This is a genomic window from Acinetobacter sp. Brlt_5, assembly GCF_051949055.1.
Taxonomy (GTDB): domain Bacteria; phylum Pseudomonadota; class Gammaproteobacteria; order Pseudomonadales; family Moraxellaceae; genus Acinetobacter; species Acinetobacter indicus.
In genome coordinates, this window is the sequence record NZ_JAYJLP010000017.1 from 15733 (window position 1) to 38271 (window position 22539).

The 22539-nt window shown below is 45.0% G+C and carries 24 protein-coding genes, 2 tRNA genes and 1 pseudogene; 14 read left to right on the plus strand and 13 right to left on the minus strand.

Annotated features, from left to right (window positions below):
- Together VF685_RS11420 and VF685_RS11425 are read left to right on the plus strand one after the other, a co-directional pair.
- Nucleotides 1-927: a GIY-YIG nuclease family protein gene (locus VF685_RS11420; RefSeq protein WP_023897594.1), complete on the plus strand. Its 927-nt coding sequence runs from the start codon at nt 1-3 to the stop codon at nt 925-927.
- Nucleotides 928-967: 40 nt separating this feature from the next.
- On the plus strand, nt 968-3844 hold the full coding sequence (locus VF685_RS11425) for a type I restriction endonuclease subunit R (protein WP_163169906.1): 2877 nt from the start codon (nt 968-970) through the stop codon (nt 3842-3844).
- A gap of 41 nt (nt 3845-3885) precedes the next feature.
- Here the strand turns inward: VF685_RS11425 and VF685_RS11430 are convergent.
- The 6 genes and pseudogenes from VF685_RS11430 to VF685_RS11455 all read right to left on the minus strand — a co-directional run.
- Nucleotides 3886-4002, minus strand: a pseudogene (locus VF685_RS11430) (IS5/IS1182 family transposase); the annotation flags it as partial.
- A 119-nt stretch (nt 4003-4121) separates the two neighbouring features.
- A complete protein-coding gene (locus VF685_RS11435; protein WP_168382060.1) occupies nt 4122-4865 on the minus strand; it encodes an ATP-binding protein in 744 nt (247 codons plus the stop codon).
- A gap of 10 nt (nt 4866-4875) precedes the next feature.
- Nucleotides 4876-5412: a DUF1376 domain-containing protein gene (locus VF685_RS11440; RefSeq protein WP_180046649.1), complete on the minus strand. Its 537-nt coding sequence runs from the start codon at nt 5410-5412 to the stop codon at nt 4876-4878.
- 68 nt (nt 5413-5480) lie between these two features.
- A complete protein-coding gene (locus tag VF685_RS11445; RefSeq protein WP_156188726.1) occupies nt 5481-5729 on the minus strand; it encodes a hypothetical protein in 249 nt (82 codons plus the stop codon).
- A complete protein-coding gene (locus VF685_RS11450) occupies nt 5722-6903 on the minus strand; it encodes a site-specific integrase (RefSeq protein ID WP_163169909.1) in 1182 nt (393 codons plus the stop codon). The genes VF685_RS11445 and VF685_RS11450 overlap by 8 nt, the downstream gene beginning before the upstream one ends.
- A 19-nt stretch (nt 6904-6922) precedes the next feature.
- Nucleotides 6923-7132 carry a hypothetical protein gene (locus VF685_RS11455; protein ID WP_000122748.1) on the minus strand — a complete coding sequence of 70 codons (210 nt, stop codon included), beginning with the start codon at nt 7130-7132 and terminating at the stop codon, nt 6923-6925.
- A gap of 115 nt (nt 7133-7247) precedes the next feature.
- Here VF685_RS11455 and VF685_RS11460 point away from each other — a divergent pair, with 115 nt between their 5' ends.
- A complete protein-coding gene (locus tag VF685_RS11460) occupies nt 7248-7475 on the plus strand; it encodes a helix-turn-helix domain-containing protein (RefSeq protein WP_004895349.1) in 228 nt (75 codons plus the stop codon).
- Between the two features lie 325 nt (nt 7476-7800).
- On the opposite strand, the gene VF685_RS11465 is transcribed toward VF685_RS11460, so the two are convergent.
- Nucleotides 7801-7876: transfer RNA gene (locus VF685_RS11465), tRNA-Gly, on the minus strand.
- A gap of 45 nt (nt 7877-7921) precedes the next feature.
- Nucleotides 7922-7997 (minus strand) — tRNA-Gly (locus VF685_RS11470).
- 232 nt (nt 7998-8229) lie between these two features.
- Between VF685_RS11470 and VF685_RS11475 the strand changes: the two genes are divergently transcribed.
- The 5 genes from VF685_RS11475 to VF685_RS11495 all read left to right on the plus strand — a co-directional run bounded on the left by VF685_RS11475 (nt 8230) and on the right by VF685_RS11495 (nt 11099).
- Entirely contained in the window at nt 8230-8538 is a 309-nt protein-coding gene (locus VF685_RS11475; RefSeq protein ID WP_016658959.1) for a BolA family protein, read from the plus strand.
- A 32-nt stretch (nt 8539-8570) separates the two neighbouring features.
- Nucleotides 8571-8963 (plus strand): SirB2 family protein, encoded by a 393-nt coding sequence (locus VF685_RS11480; protein ID WP_005181341.1) that lies wholly within the window; start codon nt 8571-8573, stop codon nt 8961-8963.
- 80 nt (nt 8964-9043) lie between these two features.
- Nucleotides 9044-9886 carry a ParA family protein gene (locus VF685_RS11485; RefSeq protein ID WP_005181342.1) on the plus strand — a complete coding sequence of 281 codons (843 nt, stop codon included), beginning with the start codon at nt 9044-9046 and terminating at the stop codon, nt 9884-9886.
- Nucleotides 9887-9893: 7 nt separating this feature from the next.
- Nucleotides 9894-10286, plus strand: coding sequence for a hypothetical protein (locus VF685_RS11490; protein WP_005181343.1), 393 nt, complete (start codon nt 9894-9896; stop codon nt 10284-10286).
- A gap of 219 nt (nt 10287-10505) precedes the next feature.
- Nucleotides 10506-11099 carry a LysE family translocator gene (locus VF685_RS11495; RefSeq protein WP_016658963.1) on the plus strand — a complete coding sequence of 198 codons (594 nt, stop codon included), beginning with the start codon at nt 10506-10508 and terminating at the stop codon, nt 11097-11099.
- Here the strand turns inward: VF685_RS11495 and VF685_RS11500 are convergent.
- Nucleotides 11096-11734, minus strand: a complete 639-nt coding sequence (locus tag VF685_RS11500; protein ID WP_005181345.1) for a DedA family protein — start codon at nt 11732-11734, stop codon at nt 11096-11098. The genes VF685_RS11495 and VF685_RS11500 overlap by 4 nt on opposite strands.
- A gap of 194 nt (nt 11735-11928) precedes the next feature.
- Here VF685_RS11500 and VF685_RS11505 point away from each other — a divergent pair, with 194 nt between their 5' ends.
- The 3 genes from VF685_RS11505 to VF685_RS11515 all read left to right on the plus strand — a co-directional run bounded on the left by VF685_RS11505 (nt 11929) and on the right by VF685_RS11515 (nt 15367).
- The gene (locus VF685_RS11505) at nt 11929-12345 is read left to right on the plus strand and encodes a DoxX family protein (protein WP_286385442.1); all 417 of its coding nucleotides are present in this window, start codon (nt 11929-11931) and stop codon (nt 12343-12345) included.
- 221 nt (nt 12346-12566) lie between these two features.
- Nucleotides 12567-14135 (plus strand): glutamine-hydrolyzing GMP synthase, encoded by a 1569-nt coding sequence (gene guaA / locus VF685_RS11510; RefSeq protein WP_163169910.1) that lies wholly within the window; start codon nt 12567-12569, stop codon nt 14133-14135.
- Nucleotides 14136-14434: 299 nt separating this feature from the next.
- Entirely contained in the window at nt 14435-15367 is a 933-nt protein-coding gene (locus VF685_RS11515) for a restriction endonuclease (RefSeq protein WP_104472473.1), read from the plus strand.
- Between the two features lie 36 nt (nt 15368-15403).
- On the opposite strand, the gene VF685_RS11520 is transcribed toward VF685_RS11515, so the two are convergent.
- The gene (locus tag VF685_RS11520; RefSeq protein ID WP_016658966.1) at nt 15404-16672 is read right to left on the minus strand and encodes a GGDEF domain-containing protein; all 1269 of its coding nucleotides are present in this window, start codon (nt 16670-16672) and stop codon (nt 15404-15406) included.
- 318 nt (nt 16673-16990) lie between these two features.
- Between VF685_RS11520 and VF685_RS11525 the strand changes: the two genes are divergently transcribed.
- Together VF685_RS11525 and VF685_RS11530 are read left to right on the plus strand one after the other, a co-directional pair.
- Nucleotides 16991-17938, plus strand: a complete 948-nt coding sequence (locus VF685_RS11525; RefSeq protein WP_286385439.1) for a pirin family protein — start codon at nt 16991-16993, stop codon at nt 17936-17938.
- 131 nt (nt 17939-18069) lie between these two features.
- Nucleotides 18070-18729 carry a glutathione S-transferase family protein gene (locus VF685_RS11530; protein ID WP_016658968.1) on the plus strand — a complete coding sequence of 220 codons (660 nt, stop codon included), beginning with the start codon at nt 18070-18072 and terminating at the stop codon, nt 18727-18729.
- Nucleotides 18730-18774: 45 nt separating this feature from the next.
- On the opposite strand, the gene VF685_RS11535 is transcribed toward VF685_RS11530, so the two are convergent.
- Together VF685_RS11535 and argS are read right to left on the minus strand one after the other, a co-directional pair.
- Entirely contained in the window at nt 18775-19395 is a 621-nt protein-coding gene (locus VF685_RS11535; RefSeq protein ID WP_005181359.1) for an SPOR domain-containing protein, read from the minus strand.
- A gap of 85 nt (nt 19396-19480) precedes the next feature.
- Nucleotides 19481-21271 carry an arginine--tRNA ligase gene (gene argS, locus VF685_RS11540; protein WP_127799285.1) on the minus strand — a complete coding sequence of 597 codons (1791 nt, stop codon included), beginning with the start codon at nt 21269-21271 and terminating at the stop codon, nt 19481-19483.
- 184 nt (nt 21272-21455) lie between these two features.
- Here argS and VF685_RS11545 point away from each other — a divergent pair, with 184 nt between their 5' ends.
- A complete protein-coding gene (locus VF685_RS11545; protein ID WP_005181365.1) occupies nt 21456-21734 on the plus strand; it encodes a DUF2798 domain-containing protein in 279 nt (92 codons plus the stop codon).
- Between the two features lie 3 nt (nt 21735-21737).
- Here VF685_RS11545 and VF685_RS11550 read toward each other — a convergent pair whose 3' ends face one another.
- On the minus strand, nt 21738-22343 hold the full coding sequence (locus VF685_RS11550) for a hypothetical protein (protein WP_286385436.1): 606 nt from the start codon (nt 22341-22343) through the stop codon (nt 21738-21740).
- Nucleotides 22344-22539 lie beyond the last annotated feature (196 nt).

Sequence of the window (22539 nt, forward strand, 5' to 3'; positions counted from 1 at the left end):
ATGGCTCACGGCAAAAGTATTAAGCTGTTTTTAACAGATGGTTCTCCTAATGGAATTTTGACAGCTGAAATCATTAATTGGACAGGTCATGTGCTCTCAGCGCCTCGTACTAAACTGTCTGAACTTATTCAAAGAGAAGAGTGTGCAAGAACCGGCGTATATTTCCTCGTTGGTCATGATCCGGAAAATTCATTGCCAAGCGTATATATCGGCGAGTCGGATGATGTAGCCAATCGTCTTAAACAGCATAATCGAACAGAGGAATCTGGAGGCAAAGACTTCTGGGAAAAAGTGTGTCTTGTCACTGGTAAAGATCAAAATATTACCAAGACTCATATCAAATACTTAGAGAGTCGTTTAATTGAAATTGCAAAACGAGGCGGTCAATGTCAATTGATCAATGGAACTTCGCATCAATACAATAGATTACCTGAATCTGATACTGCCGATATGGAGTATTTTCTGGAACAAATACAGGTCGTATTACCAGTACTGGGTTTTGATTTCCTCAAAGAAATGAAGAAACCAAGCCAAAAATCACAAACGCTGGCTACAACTATTTCTAGTGAAATTGCAGAAGAAACTGAGTTTTATCTTGCAACTAAAGATACAAATGCGAATGCAAAAGTCATTGATGGGGAATTTTACGTGTTGGCTGGATCTCAAGTAAGAAGAGAGGTTACGGATACCAAGCATACCTATACTAAAAATCTACGTCCTCAGTTATTTGAAAATAACATTATCGATTCAGATACATATACCTTTAATCAAGACTATTTATTTTCGAGCCCTTCGGCGGCTGGAGGGGTAATTTTGGGTCGAGCAAGTAATGGTCGCAAAGACTGGAGGCAGGTCGGAACAAATATTACTTATGGTCAATGGTTAGAAAATCAGGTTGATAGCATTGAGCTGAAAGAAGAACTATAGAATCAATCAGCTAAAGAAATATTTTTTGGGGGGAGTAAAAATGACCGTACAAAGCGAATACCAACTTGAAAACGAACTGATTAGCCAGCTCAAGCAATTGGGATATGCTGCGGTGACCATCAAGGACGAAAGCCAGCTACTGTCTAACCTCAAAACCCAAGTCGAACGCGCCAATGGACTAGCGCCTCTGTCAGAAACGGAATGGAAACAGGTCATCAGTTTTTTAAATACGGGCACATTATTTGAGCGCGCCAAAAATCTGCGTGATCTGTTCCCAGTCAAATTTGATGATGGTACAAGCAAACACATCTTTTTTCTGTCCGATGACCCAAGCAAAAATATCTATCAGGTCACCAACCAGATCACCATTGATCACCGTGATTATAATGGCAGAACCAGCCGTTTTGATGTGACCTTATTGGTCAATGGTCTGCCACTGGTTCAGATCGAGCTGAAAAAGCGCGGCATGGAAATAGCCGAAGCTTTTAATCAAACGCAACGCTATATTCGTGAAGCCTATTGGGCTGGGCAAGGGCTGTTTGGTTTTATTCAGCTTTTTGTGATTAGTAATGGTGCCAATACCCGTTATTACTCCAACGGCACCACAGGCATCGAGTTTGCCTTTCCCTGGGCAGATGTCCATAACAAACATATCAATGAAATTGTCGACTTTGCCGAAGCTTTTTTAAATCAGCAGCATCTAACCCAAATGCTGACCCAGTACATGGTACTGCTGGAAACCACCAAAAGCCTGATGGTGCTGCGTCCCTATCAGATTTATGCAGTACAGAAAATTGTGGAGCATGTGCAAAACTCCGATCAGAACGGCTATATTTGGCACACTACAGGTTCAGGCAAAACCCTGACCTCATTTAAAGCCAGTCAGATCATCATGCAAATGCCTGATGTAGAAAAAGTTCTGTTTGTGGTCGATCGTAACGACCTCGATACGCAAACCTCACGCGAATTTAATGCTTTTAAAGCCGACAGCGTCGACAGCACCGATAACACATCGACCTTGGTAAAACAGCTCGATCAACGTCATGACAAACTGATTGTGACCACCATCCAAAAGTTAAATCGTGCGATTAGCACAGACCGATATTTAGAATCGATTGATTATCTTAAAAATAAAAAAGTGGTCTTTATTTTTGATGAATGTCATCGCAGTCAATTTGGTGAGACCCATCAGAACATCAAAAAATTTTTCAGCAATGCACAAATGTTTGGTTTTACCGGTACGCCTATTTTTGAAAAGAACAGCCAAAGCAAAGCAGGTTTAAAACTCACCACAGACTACCTGTTTAATGAGTGTTTGCATAAATACGTGATTGTCGATGCCATCCGTGACCGTAACGTATTGCAGTTCCAGATTGATTATCGTGGCAAATACACCGCCAAAGGCATGGCGACCAATGAAAGTTATGAGGAAGATGTAGAAGGCATCGATACCAAAGAACTGTATGACAATCCGCAACGCCTAGAAATGATTGCTCGCTACATTGTCAATATCCACGATACTAAAACCCGTAATCGTGAATTTACCGCAATGTTTTGTGTCAGTTCGGTCGAAACACTGACCCAATATTACGACCTTTTTGAAAAAGTGCAGGCTGAAAAGCAAATTGAAGATGAAGCACAAGGTCGGATATTTAAACCGTTAACCATTGCCACCATCTTTTCCTATGCGGCAAATGAGGCTGTACCGACTGATGACTTAACTGGCTTGATTCACGAAGAAGCCGCAGATATTCCAAGTCAGGTCAATTCATCCAGTCGGGATAAGCTAGATCGATACATTGCGAATTACAATCGACAGTTCAAAACCAACTACAATTCAGGTGATCAATTTTATGCGTACTACCGCGATATCGCACAGCGCGTAAAAAACAGACAGATTGATATTCTAATCGTGGTCAATATGTTCCTCACGGGCTTTGACTCTAAGCCGCTAAATACCTTGTATGTCGATAAAAACCTAAAATATCATGGCTTGATTCAAGCATTCTCTCGTACCAACCGTGTCTATAACGATAAAAAACCATTTGGCAATATCATCTGTTTCCGCAATCTGAAACGCGCCACAGATGAAGCACTGGCGCTATTTTCCAATAAAGATGCGCAAAAGGTGGTACTGGTTCCAAGCTTTGAGGAAATTAAGCAGGATTATGATGCTGCTGTTCAGAAGTTGCTCAAGATCACGCCTGATTATCAAAGCGTGGATGATCTCATGACAGAAGATCAGCAGTTGGAGTTTATTAAGGCCTTCCGTGAAGTGATGCGTTATAACGCTCAGCTGCAAACCTTTATCGAATACGATCAGAACCAGACCGCTTTAGATAAACAGCACTTTGCCAATTTTGCTTCCAAGTATGCTGACTTATGTCGTGATGTACGCAAGACTACGAAAAAAGAAAAAGTCTCTGTACTGGATGATGTCGATTTCCAATTGGATCTGCTACATAGTGACCGGATCAATGTGGGCTATATTATCAATTTGCTGCAAATGGCTCTGGATAGCGGGGATGAGGCCAAACGCAAGAAATACGAAGCACAGATACATGATCTAATTGGTAATGAAGTTACCTTGCATGACAAGCAGGAACTGATTCAGAAGTTCATTGAAGAAAACATGCCGAAGATGATCAATGGGCAGAGCGTCCAAACGGCTTTTTCTGAATTCTGGGATGCTGAAAAAGAACAGGCCTATCAGCATCTTTGTAAAGAAGAAAACCTGAAACCAGAAGCCATGAAGCAGGTTCTGGAGCATTATGAGTTCACCAAACGCCTACCACGTAAAGAAGAGTTGAAGGACTTACCAAACTATAAGGTTAAGCTGTTTGAGCGGGAGAACGTGTTTAGCAATTTGCTGGTCAAGACACGCCAGTTGATTGAAAAGTTTTATGTGGGATTTTAATTGAGGTAAGGCTTTGTTGCACAAACCTAGCTTAGAAGGGGCGCATACCATTGCGTAGCAGGATCAAACCAAATGGCAATATTTCCGCGACTCATGAGTGCTCGGTTATATGCGGGCCAATTGGTTGTGCGGTAGATTTTGTGTGTAGGCTTCTTCATTTGAAAATTATATCGCTGAAAAACCCTTTACAGATAGGTTTGTGCAACAAAGCCACTTAATTTAAAAAAGAGATAAGTTAAAAAGAGCCGTCTAACAAGGCTCTTTTTTGCAAGCAGTATTAAGTAATCCTTTGATCTGCCCAGTAGCATGGAACAATGATCAGGCTATTTTCATGCAACCTTGACCATAATCGGACACCTAAATCCCGCTGCATATTTTGGACTGTGAAATTGGAAATCAGCAGGGTAGATTTCATATTGTCATAACGACTATATAAGACCTTATGCACCATCTCCAGGCGTTTTTCATGCCGGTCATGCAGGCCATATTCATCAATCACTAATAAATCAAAGCTGGAGAAATGGTCGATGACTTCCTTTTCAGAGCGTGAAGCATCTGACCAAGTGTCCATCATTTTTTGAGCAATTTCTGCACTGGTATAGTAGCGTGCAGATTTTGTACTGTTATGCAGAATGTTGCGAATAATTGATGCACTCAGATGGGTTTTACCTGTACCTGGTGTACCAATCATCAACATGTTCGGGTTGTGGTCAGAAATAATCTGCTGTGCAAAGGCCTGACATAGTTTGATGGTATTGTCTTGTGCAGGGCATGCAACTACATAATTCTTGAAGCCACGATCCAGGTAGCGTTTATTGAGCCCTGAGTTTTTGATTTTCTGTTGTAGCAATCGCTGTTGCAATTCATCTTCATAGGCTGCATGTGAGTGATGGACGGTTTCTTTGGCACACAATTTACAGAGCCTGTGACCTGCAATTTCCATCAGGGGTATATGATGGACAGGGCAAAGTGTTTCCGTTGTTTCTGCGCGAAACTGGAGTGTTTTAAGCATGGTATTCATGATTATTCTCCTAAATCCATTTGGAACTTTCTAAAAAATCCTCATTTTTTTCTTCAAAGTTTGAAGATGAAGATGAAGATGAAGATGAAGATGAAGGGCATGATTCAAGCATGGCTTGAGTAATACTCGAGCTCTTCTCAGGAGCTGCTTGAGCATTTACTTTTCGTTGCTTGGTTGATGCTTGAGCATTACTTGCGGATTTATTCCAGCGTGCTTGAGCTGCATTTTTAGCTTTATCAGATTTCATTTGCTGATTTTGCAATGCCTGGCTTTTTAAACTGGTTAAAAAACTTGAATGAATCTGCTCAGACTCGACTTCAAACAATTCCAGAGCCATCAGCGTATTCAACAAAGTTTTAGCCTTGGTGTGCTGAGGTAATTTCGTGATGCTACATACAGTAGCTAGGTCATGAGGGATGGCACCATTTTTCCAGAAATCCATCATTAACAGCAGTGCCGCACCAATTTGTTCTGCCGTCATTCGTGCAAATTTTGCCTGTAGGTCGCCAATATAGAGTGGCATCCAAATTGAAATATCTTTATGCATGTGTTCACCTTTTTATAGATATAGAGGGGCTAAGGTCATCGATTTGATGACCTTTTATGTTTGTTTTATTAGTGAGCTAGGCTCATTAACCGGAGACGGGCCTGTTGAGCCAAGTCATCGTAATGAGCTTGCCCTTCATCCAGCATTCGCTGTAACCAGAGTCTCAACGCCTGGTGATCATCGAAGCATTTATTGATTTCCAGCAAAAAGGCCAGATTGTGCAGTTTGGGAATGTGTAACTCGTGAATGAGTTCACGCGCGACCATATCTGCTTCAGCGCTGACGACCACACCACCAAAGAAAGCTTTACTATTCATGTGCAAGCTCCTCTGTATTTAGTTTTTCCAGCATGGCTTCAAATGCACTGCCATCGCGACGGGTAACATTCGGAATGTAGCGGCTATAGACCCGGAACAACATTTCAGTGGTTGAATGCCCCAATTGGCGAGCGACCCATTCTGGATTTTCACCTGCCGCCAACCAGAGCGTAGCTGCAGTATGACGTGTTTGATAAGCACGACGAGGTTTTAGCCCTAAATAGCGTAGCAGGGGATGCCAGACACGCTTATTGACCAGGCGATAATCAAGCGGCCCACCATCGCGATTACAAAATACAAATTCTGATTTTCCAGAATTTAAGCTTTTTTGTTGCAGAAAGGCCTGATAAACCCGATCACTCATCTGGATCGTGCGGTCAGAACCATAAGTTTTGGTTCCACCAAGCACACCATTCACTAACGCCTCTCTGATATGGATTTCACGACGCTGTAAGTCGATATTTTTCCATTGCAGACCATCGATTTCACTGGTGCGCATACCTGTAAAAAAGCGAACAGTGTAATAAGGCTTAAAATCATCACGAACAGTGGTAAGAATTTTATGTACCTCTTCCAGAGAAAAGGGAGTGACTTCAATCTTACTTTCTTTCAGATTGTTAATATTTTTATAAGGCGACTCAAACTCGTATCGTTCAGCCGCATCATTGAGTATCATACGTAAAGGCGTCATGATTTGATTGATTCTCGATGCTTTCAGACTTGTCTGATCTTTTCCGTGTGTCACTTTGGCGAGAGAGGCACGGAAGTTCAGCAAGTCTGACTTCTTGATTTTCGAGAGAACCTGATTACCAAAAGCAGGAATCAAGTAATTTTTGATAATAATTGAAACCTTTTGCTGATATGAGGTTCTCCATTCAACTTGTTTCTGCTTAAACCACAATTCAGTAAACTCTTTAAAAAGAGGAACTTTGGTCTGTACAGCAATTTGCTGACTTCTTTTTTCCTTAAACTCCTCAACACGGTTACTTTTGGGAAAGTACTTTTCGTATTCAAAAGTTCCCAAAGTAATTTCAGCTTCAAGCTGCTCGAGACGTTTTTTCAAAATGCGTCGGTTATAAGCATTGTCTTCAAGATTGGTTGTTTCTCTGCAACGGATGCCCATGTAGCGAAAGTCTGCAATCAGTTTTCCACTTCGTTCACGGATGGTAGCCATCAGTTAAACCTCCTAAGCCTTATTGCAAGGCATCCATGCTTAAACCAGTGAATTTAAGCATTTCAGTTTCAATGCGTTCCCAAACAAAAAGAATTTTGCGACCACCGAAAGGACGGATGTAGTGAACACCTTCAATAAAGACACTGTCCTTCAGTTGGTTACGAATGGTACGAGCGTCGTACTGGATTTTTTCAGCCAGTTGCTGGGCTGTGAGATAGGTATATGACATAATTGTATTCCTAACGTAATTCATCGGATGTAAGGAATTTTTCATCCTTAGACCTAAAATAACCTCAAATTTAATTAAATGCAATTAAATTTTCATTGTATTAGAGGAAAAATTAATGGTTATTTGTAAACTACCAATATTGTTGGCCGAAAGAAAAATGCGTGTAGCTGACTTAATTCGTGGCACAGGTATTAATAAGACAACTTTGCATAAGCTTTATAATGGCGAATTGACTCGAATTGATTTAGAGACTATCGATCGTATTTGCGATTATTTAGATGTGCAGGTAGGAGATTTGTTTGTTTTTGAAAAAGACAATAAAGAACAATCTGTTAGTGAATAGTTTGGTCACAAATGGTCACATCAAAAAGTGAAATGGTCACAAATCCTTGATCGTTTGGTAAAAAAACACCTTGTTTGGAAGAGAACTGGGTGATTTTTGCCTTCAAAAAAGCTCTAAAATTGGTGATCGATTGAGGACATTTAAGGTCAATTGAGACCATTTTTATTGTCGTGGGCACGCCATGGTCACATCTTGGTCACAAAATACAAATTACATTAAGAATATTTTTTATTGAATCGAAGAACAAAGGAAGAAGAGTTTTTAAAAAATATAATAAAATCAACAAGAAAAAAGCCCCAATCTTTCGATTAGGGCTTTTTGAATTTGGAGCGGGAAACGAGACTCGAACTCGCGACCCCAACCTTGGCAAGGTTGTGCTCTACCAACTGAGCTATTCCCGCAGGGTCGATCAATTTTTTACTTTAAAAAATGAACAAAAAAGAATTTGGAGCGGGAAACGAGACTCGAACTCGCGACCCCAACCTTGGCAAGGTTGTGCTCTACCAACTGAGCTATTCCCGCATGCGGTGTATAATACATTATGCAAAAACAGGGTCAATAACTTTGTGAAAAAACTTGTGCTGATTGCATAAATAAAAGCCATTTTGACCAAGGTTTAGATGATTTCTGCTGTGAAATCAGCCAATAGCGGCGGTTCAGGCGGGAAAAAGGTGGTTTTCAGCCGGTCGCCACAATATCGCAAAAAGAACAGAGTATACTAAGATCAATCTCAGGCCTTTTTGGATGCATGATCATGAGTATAGAACAACAACTGATTGAACGCTTACACACCCTGAACCCGACACATTTAGACGTGGTGAATGAATCTTCTGGCCACGGCGGCTATTATCCGGGGAAGGAATCTCATTTTAAAGTGGTAATCGTTAGTGAACAGTTTGCCGGTTTGCGTCTGGTACAGCGCCATCAACAGGTCTATGCCGCGGTCGGTGATCTGTTAAGTCCAAGCAAGATTCATGCGCTGGCGATTCATGCCTTTGTTCAGGATGAATGGCAAGGACAGGATACCTCAAGCCCGGAATGTGCCCACGCCCCGAAACAATAACCCGGAACAAGAAATAGAGATCAGAACAGTTCATGGAAACCCAACTTTTACTTAAAATTATTCATATGACCAGCGTCAGCGTATTGCTGGTCATTCTGCTGGCCCGTGGCCTGACCTTATTTAAAGGCGTGCAGGGCAACCAGCCCAATCCGGCCGGACGCACACTATGGGTGGCGCTACAACATTTATCGGTTACGCTGATAGTAGTAACCGGAATTGTGCTGCTGGCATTAAAGGATTTTCAGGTCGAAACCTGGTTTTATGCCAAAATCATTTTATTCCTGGTGATGCTGTCTTCGTTAATGAAAGCCTACCGTAAAACGGACAGTATTTTACTGGTGCAACGCCGCGCCGGCTGGGGCATAGCCCTGGTTGCATTACTGGCGATTATCGCCTTGGTAATGATCAAGCCAAGTTTTGGTTAATTGTTCGACAATAATGTCTATCTCTCGGCTATACTTCGCTACACTTGAGCCAATTAGAATATAAAATCAGAGGGATAGACATGCGAACACGTGTGGTCTTTAACCAGAAAGGCGGCGTTGGAAAATCCAGTATTACGGTCAATCTGGCCGCTATCAGTGCCCATCAGGGCTTTAAAACCCTGGTCATTGATTTGGACCCGCAAGCCAACTCCAGCCAGTATTTACTGGGGGATGATGCCACCTATTCCACCCATAAGCCGGCACTAGAGCCAAATATCCAGAACTATTTTGAAGAAGTGCTGGGCAATACCCAAAGCAAAGGCTTAATTGGCAATGCCTTGGGCTCGATCTTAAAAAGCCGCGCCAAAGGTCTGGAAGCCTATGTGCATCAATCGCCCTTTCCAAATCTGGATGTAATTCCAGCCAGTCCGGACCTGGGCAGTCTGGCCCATGCCTTAGAAAGCAAACATAAAATCTATAAATTGCGGGATGCCTTGGCCTCACTGGCTGGGCGTTATGAGCGGGTCTTTATTGATACACCGCCGGCGTTTAACTTCTTTACCTTATCGGCGCTGATTGCGGCTGACCGGGTATTAATTCCGTTTGACTGCGATGTGTTTTCCAAACGTGCCCTGCACAGCCTGATTGAAAATGTGCTGGAAACCCAGGAAGATCATAATGCCGAGCTGGAGATTGAAGGCATTGTGGTGAACCAGTTCCAGGCCCAGGCCAAGCTGCCACGAGAAGTGGTCGAGCAGCTGAAAGAGGAGCAGTTACCGGTATTTAACAGCATGCTGCCACCCTCAGTCATCATGAAAGAGTCGCATCATAAAAATCTGCCGCTTATTCATTTTGCTACAGATCATAAATTGACGCAGGCCTATCAATCGTTGTTCAATGAGATTGAACAGAAACAATCCTGAGATGGGCATGAAAACACTGTATATCAGCCTGCTGGCTGCCGGAACCTTGCTGCTGGGTGCCTGTGCCACGACGGTTAAACCGACCTATGTCTCGCCTACACATTATCAGGCGCTGAACTGTCAGCAGCTGCAAAGCGAATATAACCGGATTCAGTCCTATATTGATCAGGGCGTACAGGCGCCTAAACGGACCGGCGTTGGTGTGGGGGTGGGTCTTGGCGGAGGCTGGGGCAGTCGTGGCGGCTGGGGCATTGGCCCAAGTGTTTCGGTCAATATGGGACAATCATCGAATACCAAAAATACTGAACTGGCACGGGTGCTGGGCGAGCAGGAAGCCATTGTGCAGGCGGCGCGTTTTAAAGGCTGTCCAATTGTTGTACGCACCAAGCAGGCCAGTTAAGGCTTCGCATTTTTCACGCTAGGCTGGCAGTTTATGCGAGTCACAGCGTGAAAAATCTTAGCAAAATGTTTCAGAAAAAATTATTAAAAATCTTGAATTTAAATAAAAATAAAGGCTTTTTTGTCTGTCCAAATATCCTCCCAGTCGTGAGAAAAACTTGTCAGTTTTTATCAAATTAATATAAGGTGTGCGCCTAATTTCAGGTAATCTCAGGTGTCTATGATTGAAAGTTGGCTGTTTGTGCTGGCAATGATTGCGGTTCTGCTTATTCCGGGACCAACCAATGCTTTGCTTGCAAGTTCAGCACATCAACATGGGATTGCCAGAACCAGTTTATTTGTGCCTGCCGAGCTGCTCGGCTATTTATATGCCATCAGTTTGTGGGCGCTGCTGATTCATCTGACCGTCCCAATCTGGCCGTATTTAAGCCATATTCTGCATGGCCTGAGCGCACTATATGTGCTGTGGACGGCTTTTCATTTGTGGAAGCATGCGCATCTGGTCAAGCATAACCAGCTCAACCCGTCTATCCGCCCGCATCAGCTGTTTTTTGCCACCTTAAAAAATCCCAAGGCACTACTTTTTGCTGCCGGGATTTTACCGACTGAAACCTGGGATAATCCGACCAATTTCTTGATGGTTTATGCAGTGTTCTGTCTGGTGCTGTTGCCGACTGCGCTGTTCTGGATGTCTTTTGGTCGCGCGATTTTATCGGGAGAATCCAAGCAAATAAAAGCCGATCTCTTGTATAAAGGATCGGCCATGTTGCTGGTGCTGTGTGCTTTTCCGGTTATTCTGCGCTTTTTCGCTTAAGCGCGGACCTGCTTTTTCAGCTTCTGGCGGGCAAAACCAATCACCCCCGGCAAGACACTTAAAATAATGATGCCAAAAATCAGATAGGTAAAATTCTCTTTCACAATTGGCATGTTACCAAACAGATAACCCAGGGTAATAAATGAGCCAATCCAGCAGAAAGCGCCCACTACGTTATAGGTTAGAAAGTATTTATAGTTCATGCTCCCGGCACCGGCAACAAAAGGGGCAAAGGTGCGGGCAAAAGGCACAAAACGGGCAAAAATAATGGTTTTACCGCCATGCTTGGCAAAGAATTGCTGGGTGGCAATTAGGTGTTTTTTATTAATAAAGCGTGATTCAATTTCAAATACCCGTGGCCCAATATATTTACCAATATGATAGTTCAGGGTATCGCCCAAGACAGCGGCAATAAACAGTAAGCCGCCCAATAACCACGGATCCATGGCACCGGTCGAGGCCGCCAGCGCACCGGCTGCAAATAACAGGCTGTCTCCCGGTAAAAAGGGCATCACCACCAGACCGGTTTCAACAAAAATAATCAGAAACAGGATGGCATAAATCCAGACCCCATAATTGGTAATGAACTCAAGTAAATGCGCATCAACATGCAGGATAAAATCAATCAGTTCCATGAGGGAAAAACAAGCAGAAATGTAGTCAAATCCTATCAGTCCGGTTGGTGAAAGTCAGTAGAAAAACGTAAATAAATTTCCGCTGTCATCATTCTAAATTTGCAACGATACATCTTTGAAATGGTGATTTTTTTGATCTTCGGCCAGTCCCTAAGATAGCAGCATCTTTTTACTGATCTGCTCTAGGTTCTCTCATGTTTAATCCAAATACTGTGGTTGCCAAAATCTTTCAAACCCCTGCCTTAAACAACCTGTCGCTGCTACTGGCGCGTGTCTTGCTGGCTTATATTTTTATTGTGTCGGGCTGGGGCAAAATTGCCGGCTATAGCGCAACGATGGGCTATATGGAAGCGATGGGGGTGCCGGGTGGCCTGTTACCGCTGGTGATTCTGCTGGAGCTGGGTGGTGGTCTGGCAATTTTACTGGGTCTGCAAACCCGTCTGGTGGCATTGGCACTGGCAGTATTCAGTTTGCTGACTGCATTTATGTTCCATGGTGCACCGGAAGATGCGGTTAACCTGATGAAGAACCTGGCGATTTCAGGCGGTTTCCTGCTGCTGGTGTTACAAGGTGCAGGTAAACTGAGCCTGGATCATCTGATTGAAAAATAAGACGCAATGCAGGGAAATAATTTTCCCGTCATTCAGTACAGGCAGCTCCGGCTGCCTTATTTTTTGCCTAAATAGATAATAAAGAAGAGGGTCGAGAACATCTGCCGGTAGCGGCCTGATTCGGGGATCCGCACAGACTGATCTGAATCTTGTGTTTAATGCGCAGAAAAAATGCTAGAATACGGCGCTTATCTTTCGTTTGCCTTTCATAGTTGTTTGTCATGACTACCAATACTCAAATTACTGAAGATCGTATCCTGATTCTGGATTTCGGTTCTCAATATAGTCAGCTCATCGCACGTCGTGTCCGTGAAGCTGGTGTATATTCTGAAATGTATGCCTATGACATGTCTGAAGAAGACATTCGCGCATTTAATCCAAACGGTATCATCTTGTCTGGTGGACCTGAAAGTGTTCACCTGGAAGGCAGCCCGCGTGCGCCGCAAGTGGTATTTGAGTTAGGTGTACCTGTACTGGGTATCTGTTATGGCTTGCAAACCATGTGTGAACAACTTGGCGGTAAAGTTGAGCCAGGTACTGTACATGAGTTCGGTTATGCAGAAGTGGATATAGTGGTACGTGACCAGCTGATTGGTCAGCTGCAAGACCGTGAAAACCAGCTGCATGTCTGGATGAGTCATGGTGACAAGGTTGCACGTATTCCAGAAGGCTTCCAGGTGACTGCAAGCACACCAAGCTGTCCGATTGCCATGGTGTCTGATGAAACTCGCCGTTTCTATGGGATCCAGTTCCACCCTGAAGTGACACATACTTCGAAAGGTGCAGAATTACTGTCTAACTTCGTACACCAGATTTGTGGTTGTCGTGGTCTGTGGACACCAGAACATATTATTGACTTGCGTGTAGAACAGCTTCGTGCACAGATTGGCAATGAAAAAGTATTGTTAGGTCTGTCAGGTGGTGTGGATTCATCAGTTGTAGCAGCACTTCTGCACAAAGCAATTGGCGATCAGTTGACTTGTGTATTTGTAGACAACGGTTTGCTGCGTTTAAACGAAGGCGATCAAGTGATGCAGATGTTTGCAGACAACATGGGGATCCGCGTGATCCGCGCCGATGCGGAAGACCGTTTCCTTTCTGCATTGGCTGGCGAAGTTGATCCAGAGAAAAAACGTAAAATCATCGGTCGCGAATTCATCGAAGTCTTCGCTGAAGAAGCGCGTAAGCTCGATGGCGTAACCTTCCTTGCACAAGGTACGATTTATCCAGACGTGATTGAATCTGCTGCCAGCAAACAAGGCAAGGCGCATGTCATCAAGTCGCACCATAACGTAGGTGGCTTGCCTGAAGATTTGGCATTTGACCTAGTTGAACCATTGCGTGACCTGTTTAAAGATGAAGTACGTAAATTGGGTACGACTCTAGGCTTGCCACACAGCATGATCTACCGTCATCCATTCCCAGGTCCAGGTTTGGGCGTGCGTATTCTGGGTGAAGTGAAAAAAGAATATGCCGACATTTTACGTCTGGCTGATGACATCTTTATGCAGGAACTGCGTGCCAGCGGCTGGTATGATAAAACGGCACAAGCCTTTGCTGTATTCCAACCAGTGAAATCAGTGGGTGTGGTGGGTGATGGCCGTCGTTATGCCTGGGTTGTTGCCCTGCGTGCCGTTGAAACAGTTGACTTTATGACAGCACGTTTCGCGCACCTGCCATATGATCTGGTAGATCGTATTTCAACTCGTATCATGAACGAGATTAAAGACGTTTCACGTGTGGTATATGACGTATCGTCTAAACCACCTGCAACAATTGAATGGGAGTAATTCAGGGCTTTCGGACAGCACTGCTGTCCGCCTGAATTACGCCAAGGGCTGTGCCCGCGGCAGTGGGTTTTACGAAGCATTATTTCGTGCTTGAATTACGCCAAGGGTACCCGCGCCAGTGAGCTTTCAAGCAGCATTGCTTTGTGCCTGAATTACGCCATGAGCCCATTTTAAAGCACTGCTTTTAAAATGGGCGCAAGGTGCCCAGCCGTTTAAAGCCCAAAATTATTTAAAAAAGAGCGCTTAAGCGCTCTTTTTTTATTTATACTGAATAAAAATAAAATCTTAAGTTTAAAAATATGTCTTTACCTACATACGATCAGTTAATGCTTCCTTTAATGAGATTATTGTCGGAATTAGATCAGCCCATTAAAATTTCAGATGCTGCTGATGTTTTAGCTGAACGTTCAAATCTGTCTGAAGAAGATTTAAATCAAACACTGCCAAGTGGAAAAAATATATTTAAAGATAGAGTTTCATGGGCAAAGACATATTTAGTCAAAGCAGGCTTAATTCAGCAGCCTAAAAGGGCCTATTGTGAGATCAGTGATTTAGGAAGAACAATTGATTTAAAAAATTTAAATGCTATAACCAATGAATTTTTAGCCCAATTTGACGGGTTTAAAAGTTTTAAATTTGGAAAGAAAAATGAAGATGAATCGGAAGTTAAAACTTTAACAGATGCAGAAAGTTTAAATGTTTATCCGGAAACACAAACACCTGAAGAAACGATTCAGACTACGACAGAATTATTAAAGTCTAATTTGAAAAATGATTTACTTCAGATCATAAAAGATAAATCTCCTTTATTTTTTGAACGACTTGTTGTCGATCTTCTTGTCGCTATGGGGTATGGCGGTTCACATCAAGATGCAGCGCAAGCAATTGGAAAAACGAATGATGGTGGAATTGATGGTGTAATCAGCGAAGATCGCTTAGGTCTGGATAAAATTTATATTCAAGCAAAACGCTGGGAAAATACCGTGGGGCGTCCTGATATTCAGCAGTTTAAAGGCGCTTTGGCAGATCAGGTCGCCAAGAAGGGTGTTTTCATTACAACTTCAAGTTTTAGTAAAGAGGCAATTGAGTCTGCGAAGAAATCAGGTATTGTTTTAATTGATGGCAATAAGCTGACCTCCTTGATGATTGAATTTGGTTTAGGGGTACAGATAGAACGGAGTTTCCATATCTATAAAATCGACCAAGACCGTTTTGATGAAGATAATTTCTAATTCATTTTGCAGAGCGCCTCGGCGCTCTTTTTGCATTTAAACCACCCAGGAAATATTGGACGGGCAGGCCGGTTTTTTCGGTTCACTCATGCCAATATCATAGTGCAGCACACAATTACGCCCATGTTGTTTGGCCGCATATAAGGCAATATCAGCTTCTTTAATTAATGTGGTTAAATCAGGCTGCTCGGCTTTAAGCTCAGACACGCCAATCGAAACAGTAAAATTCAGGCTGATATTCTGGCCAATATAAATCCGGTGCTGAGCAATTTTGGTTCTTAAACGTTCGGCAATCAGCAGTGCATCCTGCAGACTGGTTTCGGTGAGTAAAGCAGTAAATTCCTCGCCACCAAAACGCGCCAGAATATCCTTGCGCCGCATTTCCTTACGGGCAATATCAGCAATGGTCTGCAGCACCTGATCACCGACATCATGACCATGGGTGTCATTAATCTGCTTGAAATAATCGACATCAAACATCAGCAGGCAGGTCGAAGCATGCTGCGGCCATTCATGTACCTTATGCTCGGCAATATGCACAAACTGGCGGCGGTTGCTGAGCTGGGTCAGCTCGTCGGTATGTGCCAGCTCTTGCAGAATATGGAAATTCCAGTCATTCAGCATGGTTCTGAGAAAATTACGCCGTGCATTCAGGGTATTGGTCCAGCTGATATATAAACTGAACAGCCAGATTGGCAGATAGACCAGCGCAAAAATGATGGTTTCAATGGCACTGGTTAAGTTAGATACGCCTAAAAACACCACGGTACTGATTAAAAACGAGGTATATAGCGCCGGCTTAAAGCGCACCTGAATACACAAATTGGCCAGCACCACAAAAATGACCGAGGCATAGATATAGATATCGATATAGGGGCTGTTCGACAAGGACATCAGATAAAACCACAGGCCGGCACAAACCAGCGTGCCGACCGGTAAAATCTGGTCATGGATCCGGATATCTTTCACATATTTGAACAGGAAATAATTAATGCTGATGGCCAGTACAATCACGATGACTCTGGCGATACCGGAGAGCAGACTGACATCGGGCAGTACAAAATAATCGGCGAAAAAGTACAGTAAAAATGCCAGCTGGCCAATGTGATTGACCTGTTGTAAATACAGCTTCTGGTGAATGGTCTGGAATTTATAAAAATAGTCTTCAAACTGGGGCGGAATACGGGCAGCCGGATCTTGCAGGGCCTGTTCCAGGGCCTGACGACTTTCCAGGTCGCACTCTGACGCTTGTAAAATATGTCGATCCGAATCATCGGGTGCAAGATCTGTTGAATTCGTCGACATTCTAATCCGATTTCCTATCTTCATAGAATTGCCCCAAGTCTTTAATAAAATCAAAGTAATAGTATAGCTTTCGCGATTAAAAAAAGACCTCCCTAAATATGGGTAATTTGCTGAAAAAAAGCCTGAAAACAGCAGGAAAAGAGGGGAAATTGTGCGCTGGTGCTCACATGAATCCTTACAACAAAAAGCGATTTTTTGATTGTTCTGCCAGGAGAATGCTGCATATTAACTGAACTATAGCAAACTCATGCAGCATCCGCGTATAAGATAAACAACAAGATGAGCGACATGGAACATCGCCAGAGTTAGGATACAACTATGACCAATGCCAACTATACCGAACTGTCCCATTCAGACGATTGTGAAAAATATATCCAGCAGTTTATTCAGGAAGTGCCGCTGCGCCGTGCAGAAATCGGGCAGGGCACCGTCATTAAACGCGCCTTGCCCAGCCGTTATAAACGCATGATTGGCGCCTGGTGCTTTTTAGACCATGCCGGTCCGGTCAGCTTTCCGCAGGGTGACGGGCTGGATGTCGGACCACATCCGCATATTGGCCTGCAAACCTTTACCTGGATGATTGAAGGCACCCTCATGCATACCGATAGTATCGGCTCCAAACAATTGATCCGGCCGAAACAGGTCAACCTGATGACAGCCGGGCAGGGGATTTCGCATACCGAAGTCGCGCCAGAGCAGGAAACCCACATGCATGCGGCCCAGCTGTGGATTGCCTTGCCGGATGCCAAGCGCAATATGCCGCCGCGTTTTGACCATTATCCTGAATTACCGGTGGTGTCACGAGATGGGATTGAATTTACCGTGCTGGTCGGGGAGTTTCTGGAAACCCGCTCGCCGGTTGAGGTGCATAGCCCGTTACTGGCAGTGGACTTAACTGCGGCAGAAACGGTGCGCACCCGGCTTCAGCTGAATCCGGCCTTTGAATATGGCTTTATGGCGCTAGAAGGCACGGCGCATATTAACCAGCATGAACTGAACGAAGACAATATGGTGGTGCTGGAGCCGGGTCTGCAGGACATTGAGATTGAACTGCACCAGGGTGCACGCGTACTGTTACTGGGCGGTGAGCCATTTGAATCCGCGATTTTACTATGGTGGAACTTTGTCGGACGTACCCAGGACGAGCTGAGCGAGGCACGTGAACAGTGGGTCAATCAGGACCCGCGTTTTGGCAGCATTCCAGATTATAATGGGCCACGGCTGGAAGCACCGGCCCTGCCAGATAAAATGCGTGCTTCACGTTAAGCAGGCATGATGAATTGAACTTCAGGCCCAAGCGTCGCGATCGATGGGTGGGCCTGATGATGCTGAGTTGCCGCAACCGGTCAAGGTGGCCGGTGGTTCTTTATTTCAAGAAAAACAATCAGAGTGTCATTATGATTACTGTGCATCATCTGGAACAGTCGCGTTCCTTTCGTATTTTGTGGGCCTTAGAAGAACTGGGCCAGCCTTATCAGATTGAATTTTATCGCCGTTTACCGAGTTTTGCCGCACCACCCGAGTTAAAACGGGTGCATCCGCTGGGTAAAGCACCAATTTTGACAGATGGTGAGCAGCCGATTGCCGAATCTGCGGTGATTTTAGAGTATTTACAGGAACAGTATGATGCGGCGCAGCAGTTCAAGCCAACACGTCCGGCCGATCAGCAGCAGTACCGTTACTGGATGCACTATGCCGAAGGTTCACTGATGCCATTGCTGGTGATGCAGCTGGTGGCCAGCAAAGTGCCGCAGCGCGCACCCTGGCTGATTCGTCCGGTGGCAGCAAAAGTCAGTGAAGGTATCCGGCAGGGTTTTATTCAGCCGCGACTCAAAGATCATATCCAGTTTCTGGAAGATTATCTGGCCACACATGACTATTTTGCCGGCACATTTTCCTTTGCCGATATTCAGATGGCCTTTCCGCTACAGGCCTTGCAAAGCCGTACTGATGGCAAATATCCGCAGATTGAGCGTTATCTGCAGCGACTGGCACAGCGCGAGGGCTATCAGCGGGCGTTCGCTCGTGAACAGAAGCTAGAGGCACAGTTGGCCTAAACAAAATTTGAAGCTATAAAAAAAGATGCTTGCGCATCTTTTTTATTATTGGCGTTTCACCACAATCGAATCAATCCCGCTATGTTGCAGGGTTTGCTGGGCAATTAGCGCCGCCTCTGCAGAGGTATACGGGCCCGAAATTACCCGATACCAGGTTTCACCACTTTCTACGGTTTTGACCACATCGGCGGACAGACCATTCAGAATAATTTCAGCTCGACGTGCATCGGCGGCATCCGGATCGGTATAGCTGCGGACCTGCAGAATATAGCTGGCAGGCGCGGCCACGGGCGGTTCAGTGGGCGTGATGCCCGCCGTCGCTTCACTGGCGGCTGCGGGCGCTGCCGGCTCAACAATTGGCGCTTCGACAATCACCACTGCCGTCTGTTCCTGGGTTTCAGGTACGGCCTGCTCCGGAATTGGTGTTACCTGTTGCTGGGGCAGCAGGTCATAGAAGCGGTAATCCTTGTTGGTGTCTTCCTGATAATGTTCAGAAGTGATCTGGCCTTTTGGTGGCACAGGTTCCCACGGCTTCCACAGCATTAAGGCCACTGCGAAACATAACACGACCAGAATCACCACCAGTGTGCCTAACCAGGTCGGAATGAGTGGTTTTTTGGGCTTATTTGGTCGTTCTGATACACCGCGTTGCGTTTTTCCAAACACGAGGGAACCTCTTTATTCTGATTATTGGCTGATTGGCTGGACAGGTGCGTGATGGTACGCCTGCCCAGCAGAAGAATGTCTTGGTTTACATGCTTTCAGGTGCAGAAACACCTAATAATTCTAAACCATTGCGCAAGGTTTGTTGTACGTTTACTGAAAGCAATAAGCGGGCTTGAGTAAGCGCAGCATCATCATTGAGCACTTTGTGTTCATTATACCAGCCATGGAATAAAGCTGCTAATTCTTTCAAGTAGTTACCAACCTGATGGGGTTCGCAGGCATTGGCAGCACGGGTCACAATTTCAGGATAGGCCGCCAGCTTGGCCAGAATTTCAGTTTCAGCCTCCAGTTCCAGCTTGGCCGCAAACTGACGCGCGTCAAGCGCATTAAAATTCACGCCTGTGCTGGCTGCTTTTTCCAGCATACGGCAGATACGGGCATGCGCATACTGGATGTAATACACCGCATTGTCTTTGCTTTGTGAGACTGCTAAATCCAGGTCAAAGTCGATGTGCTGCTCAGATTTACGCATGACATAGTAGAAACGCGCTGCATCGTTGCCGACTTCTTTACGCAGGTCACGCAAGGTCACGAACTGGCCAGAACGGGAAGACATCTGTACCATCTCGCCGCCGCGCCATAAGCTCACAAACTGTACCAGTAAAACAGTCAGTTTTTTCGAATCATACCCCATCGCATCAATCGCGGCTTTTACACGAGAGATATAACCGTGGTGGTCAGAGCCCCAGATATCAATCAGGTCGGTATAGCCACGTTGTAATTTGTTCAGGTGATACGCAATGTCTGAAGCGAAATAAGTGGTTTGACCATTACGACGTTTGACCACGCGGTCTTTTTCATCGCCAAACTCAGTCGATTTAAACCAGATGTTGCCCTCTTGCTCATACAGATAACCGCGCTGATCCAGCGTTTGCAGCGCTTCATCAATTTTTTCAGTTAAAGAGGCTTCGCTAAACCACTGGTTAAAGGTTACGCCAAACTCACCGAGGTCATCTTTAATGTCATCCAGAATGGCTTTTAAAGCCGCCTGATGGAACACGCGATAGCCTTCGCCAATTAAAGTCTGTGAATTGAAAATCAGACCATCAATATGTTTTTCTTTATCGCCAGACAGGACCACCTTGTTGCCTTCTGCATCCGGCTCGGCTGCATACTGCACATCTTCCGGCACATCTTTATAGACATCGGCCACTGGACGTACATAAGCATCCCCATCCTGGTCGATAATGCTTTGCGCGATTTCTTTGACGTAATCACCCTGATAGGCATTTTTCGGGAATACCAGTTCCTGACCGGTCAGTTCCAGATAACGCAGGTAAGTTGATGTTGCCAGAATGTCCATTTGACGGCCGGCATCGTTCACATAGTATTCACGATCTACGGTCGCGCCAGTGGCTTCGAGCAGGTTGGCAACGGTCATGCCATAAGCAGCACCGCGACCATGACCCACGTGCAGGCTGGACGTCGGGTTGGCCGAAACGAATTCAACCTGAATACGTTTGCCCGCGTTGACCTTGGTGCGACCAAACTGGTCTTGCTGCGCCTGAATTTGATCAAGAATGGCAAAACGCTGGTCGGCATTTAAGAAGAAGTTGATAAACCCCGGACCGGCAATTTCTGCTTTGCTGATGTCTGCCACTTCTGGCAATGCAGCCAGAATTTTTTCGGCCAGATCACGTGGCTTCATGCCAGCAGCTTTAGAGGCAATCATGGCGATATTTGAGGCAAAGTCACCGTGGCTTCGGTCTTTGGTTCGCGTCAAATTACTGGTGTTGTTCCAGTCTGCTGGGAGGACACCTTCTGCTTGAAGGGATTGCACTGCATGTTCAAGAGCTGCTTGGATTGCCGTATTCATAATCAGTCGAAAAATAAATGTCGCAGAAAAACAGCAAATATAGCAAATTTCACTGTCTTTAGGTGAACCCATTTGTAGTGAATGAAGATTGTCCGACATTCTGCGCCATCTGTAGCCTGAAAATGCTACCATGGCCATGAAATGACCTGATCAATGACGGATTTGTCCCGCTGTAGGAGCACGCATGCACGCCAAACGTCCTGTAATTATCGCCAACATTCCTAAACTGCCAGCAAAATGGGCGGGCATTATTATGCCGCTGCTGCTGTCTGGCCTGATGAGCGGTATTATTTCAATGGTCAATATGCTGCGTGCGCTGGGCTGGGTCGAAGGGCTGATCACACTGTGGTTCCAGAACTGGATGATTTCCTGGGCCATTGCCTTTCCAGTGGTGCTGGTGGTGTTACCGCTGGTGCGCCGGTTTACCGCGATGCTGGTGGATATGCCGGGCGCACCCAAATAGCATTTAGCCCGATGCACCAGACTCCTGACAGGACACCGGTTTACTCAGCAGATCGGCATTGCCATTCTGGAAGGTATAGAGCCGGGAGGCATTAAAAATCTTGATCACCTTGGCCTGCGCAATGGCTGCCTGGAAGCGTTTCAATGGCTCATCGGTATGTACATTAAAAGGATTGCCATAATTCTGATTGTCGAGCAGGAACTGGATCTGTCCGGCATTCGGATCATAGGCCTTTAACAATGTCTTGCCCTCGGCGTTGCTGAGCGAGAAGGTCGGTCGCTGGCTGCTGATCTTGCATTGTAGGGCCAGAGTCAGAATCACTCCATCTTGTGCTTTGTTTTTCAGCTGATAGCGTCCCAGCTGTTCATTTTCAATATAAACCCATTGTTGAGTCGGCATGCTGGCAGTAAATTTTTCCAGTTGTTCCAGAGTTTTTTTACTGATATCCACCACGCCATCTTTGTCGATTTTCGGTGCTTTGTCTTTAGCGGAGAATAAACCGGTCACCCGATCGCTGACTTTTTCAGTGGTATTGGAAAGGGTCTGGCAGCCGCCTACACCCAGCACAGCGGCCAAACCGCCCAGTGCAATCCATGGCTTGATATACATGATTTTTAAATATGTCGTTGTGTTTTGCCCCAGAGCATACCCAAATTGAGGCCAATTGAAAAATCTGCACTGGCTGCATGTAACAGAAAAACAGCGAAAAACTACATCCTGATGGGTCGAGGATTTGTAAGCTAAACAGGCAGGGGATTGATTTGGGCATAAAAAACCGCATTTTGAGCTTCGGGAAAGCGTTATT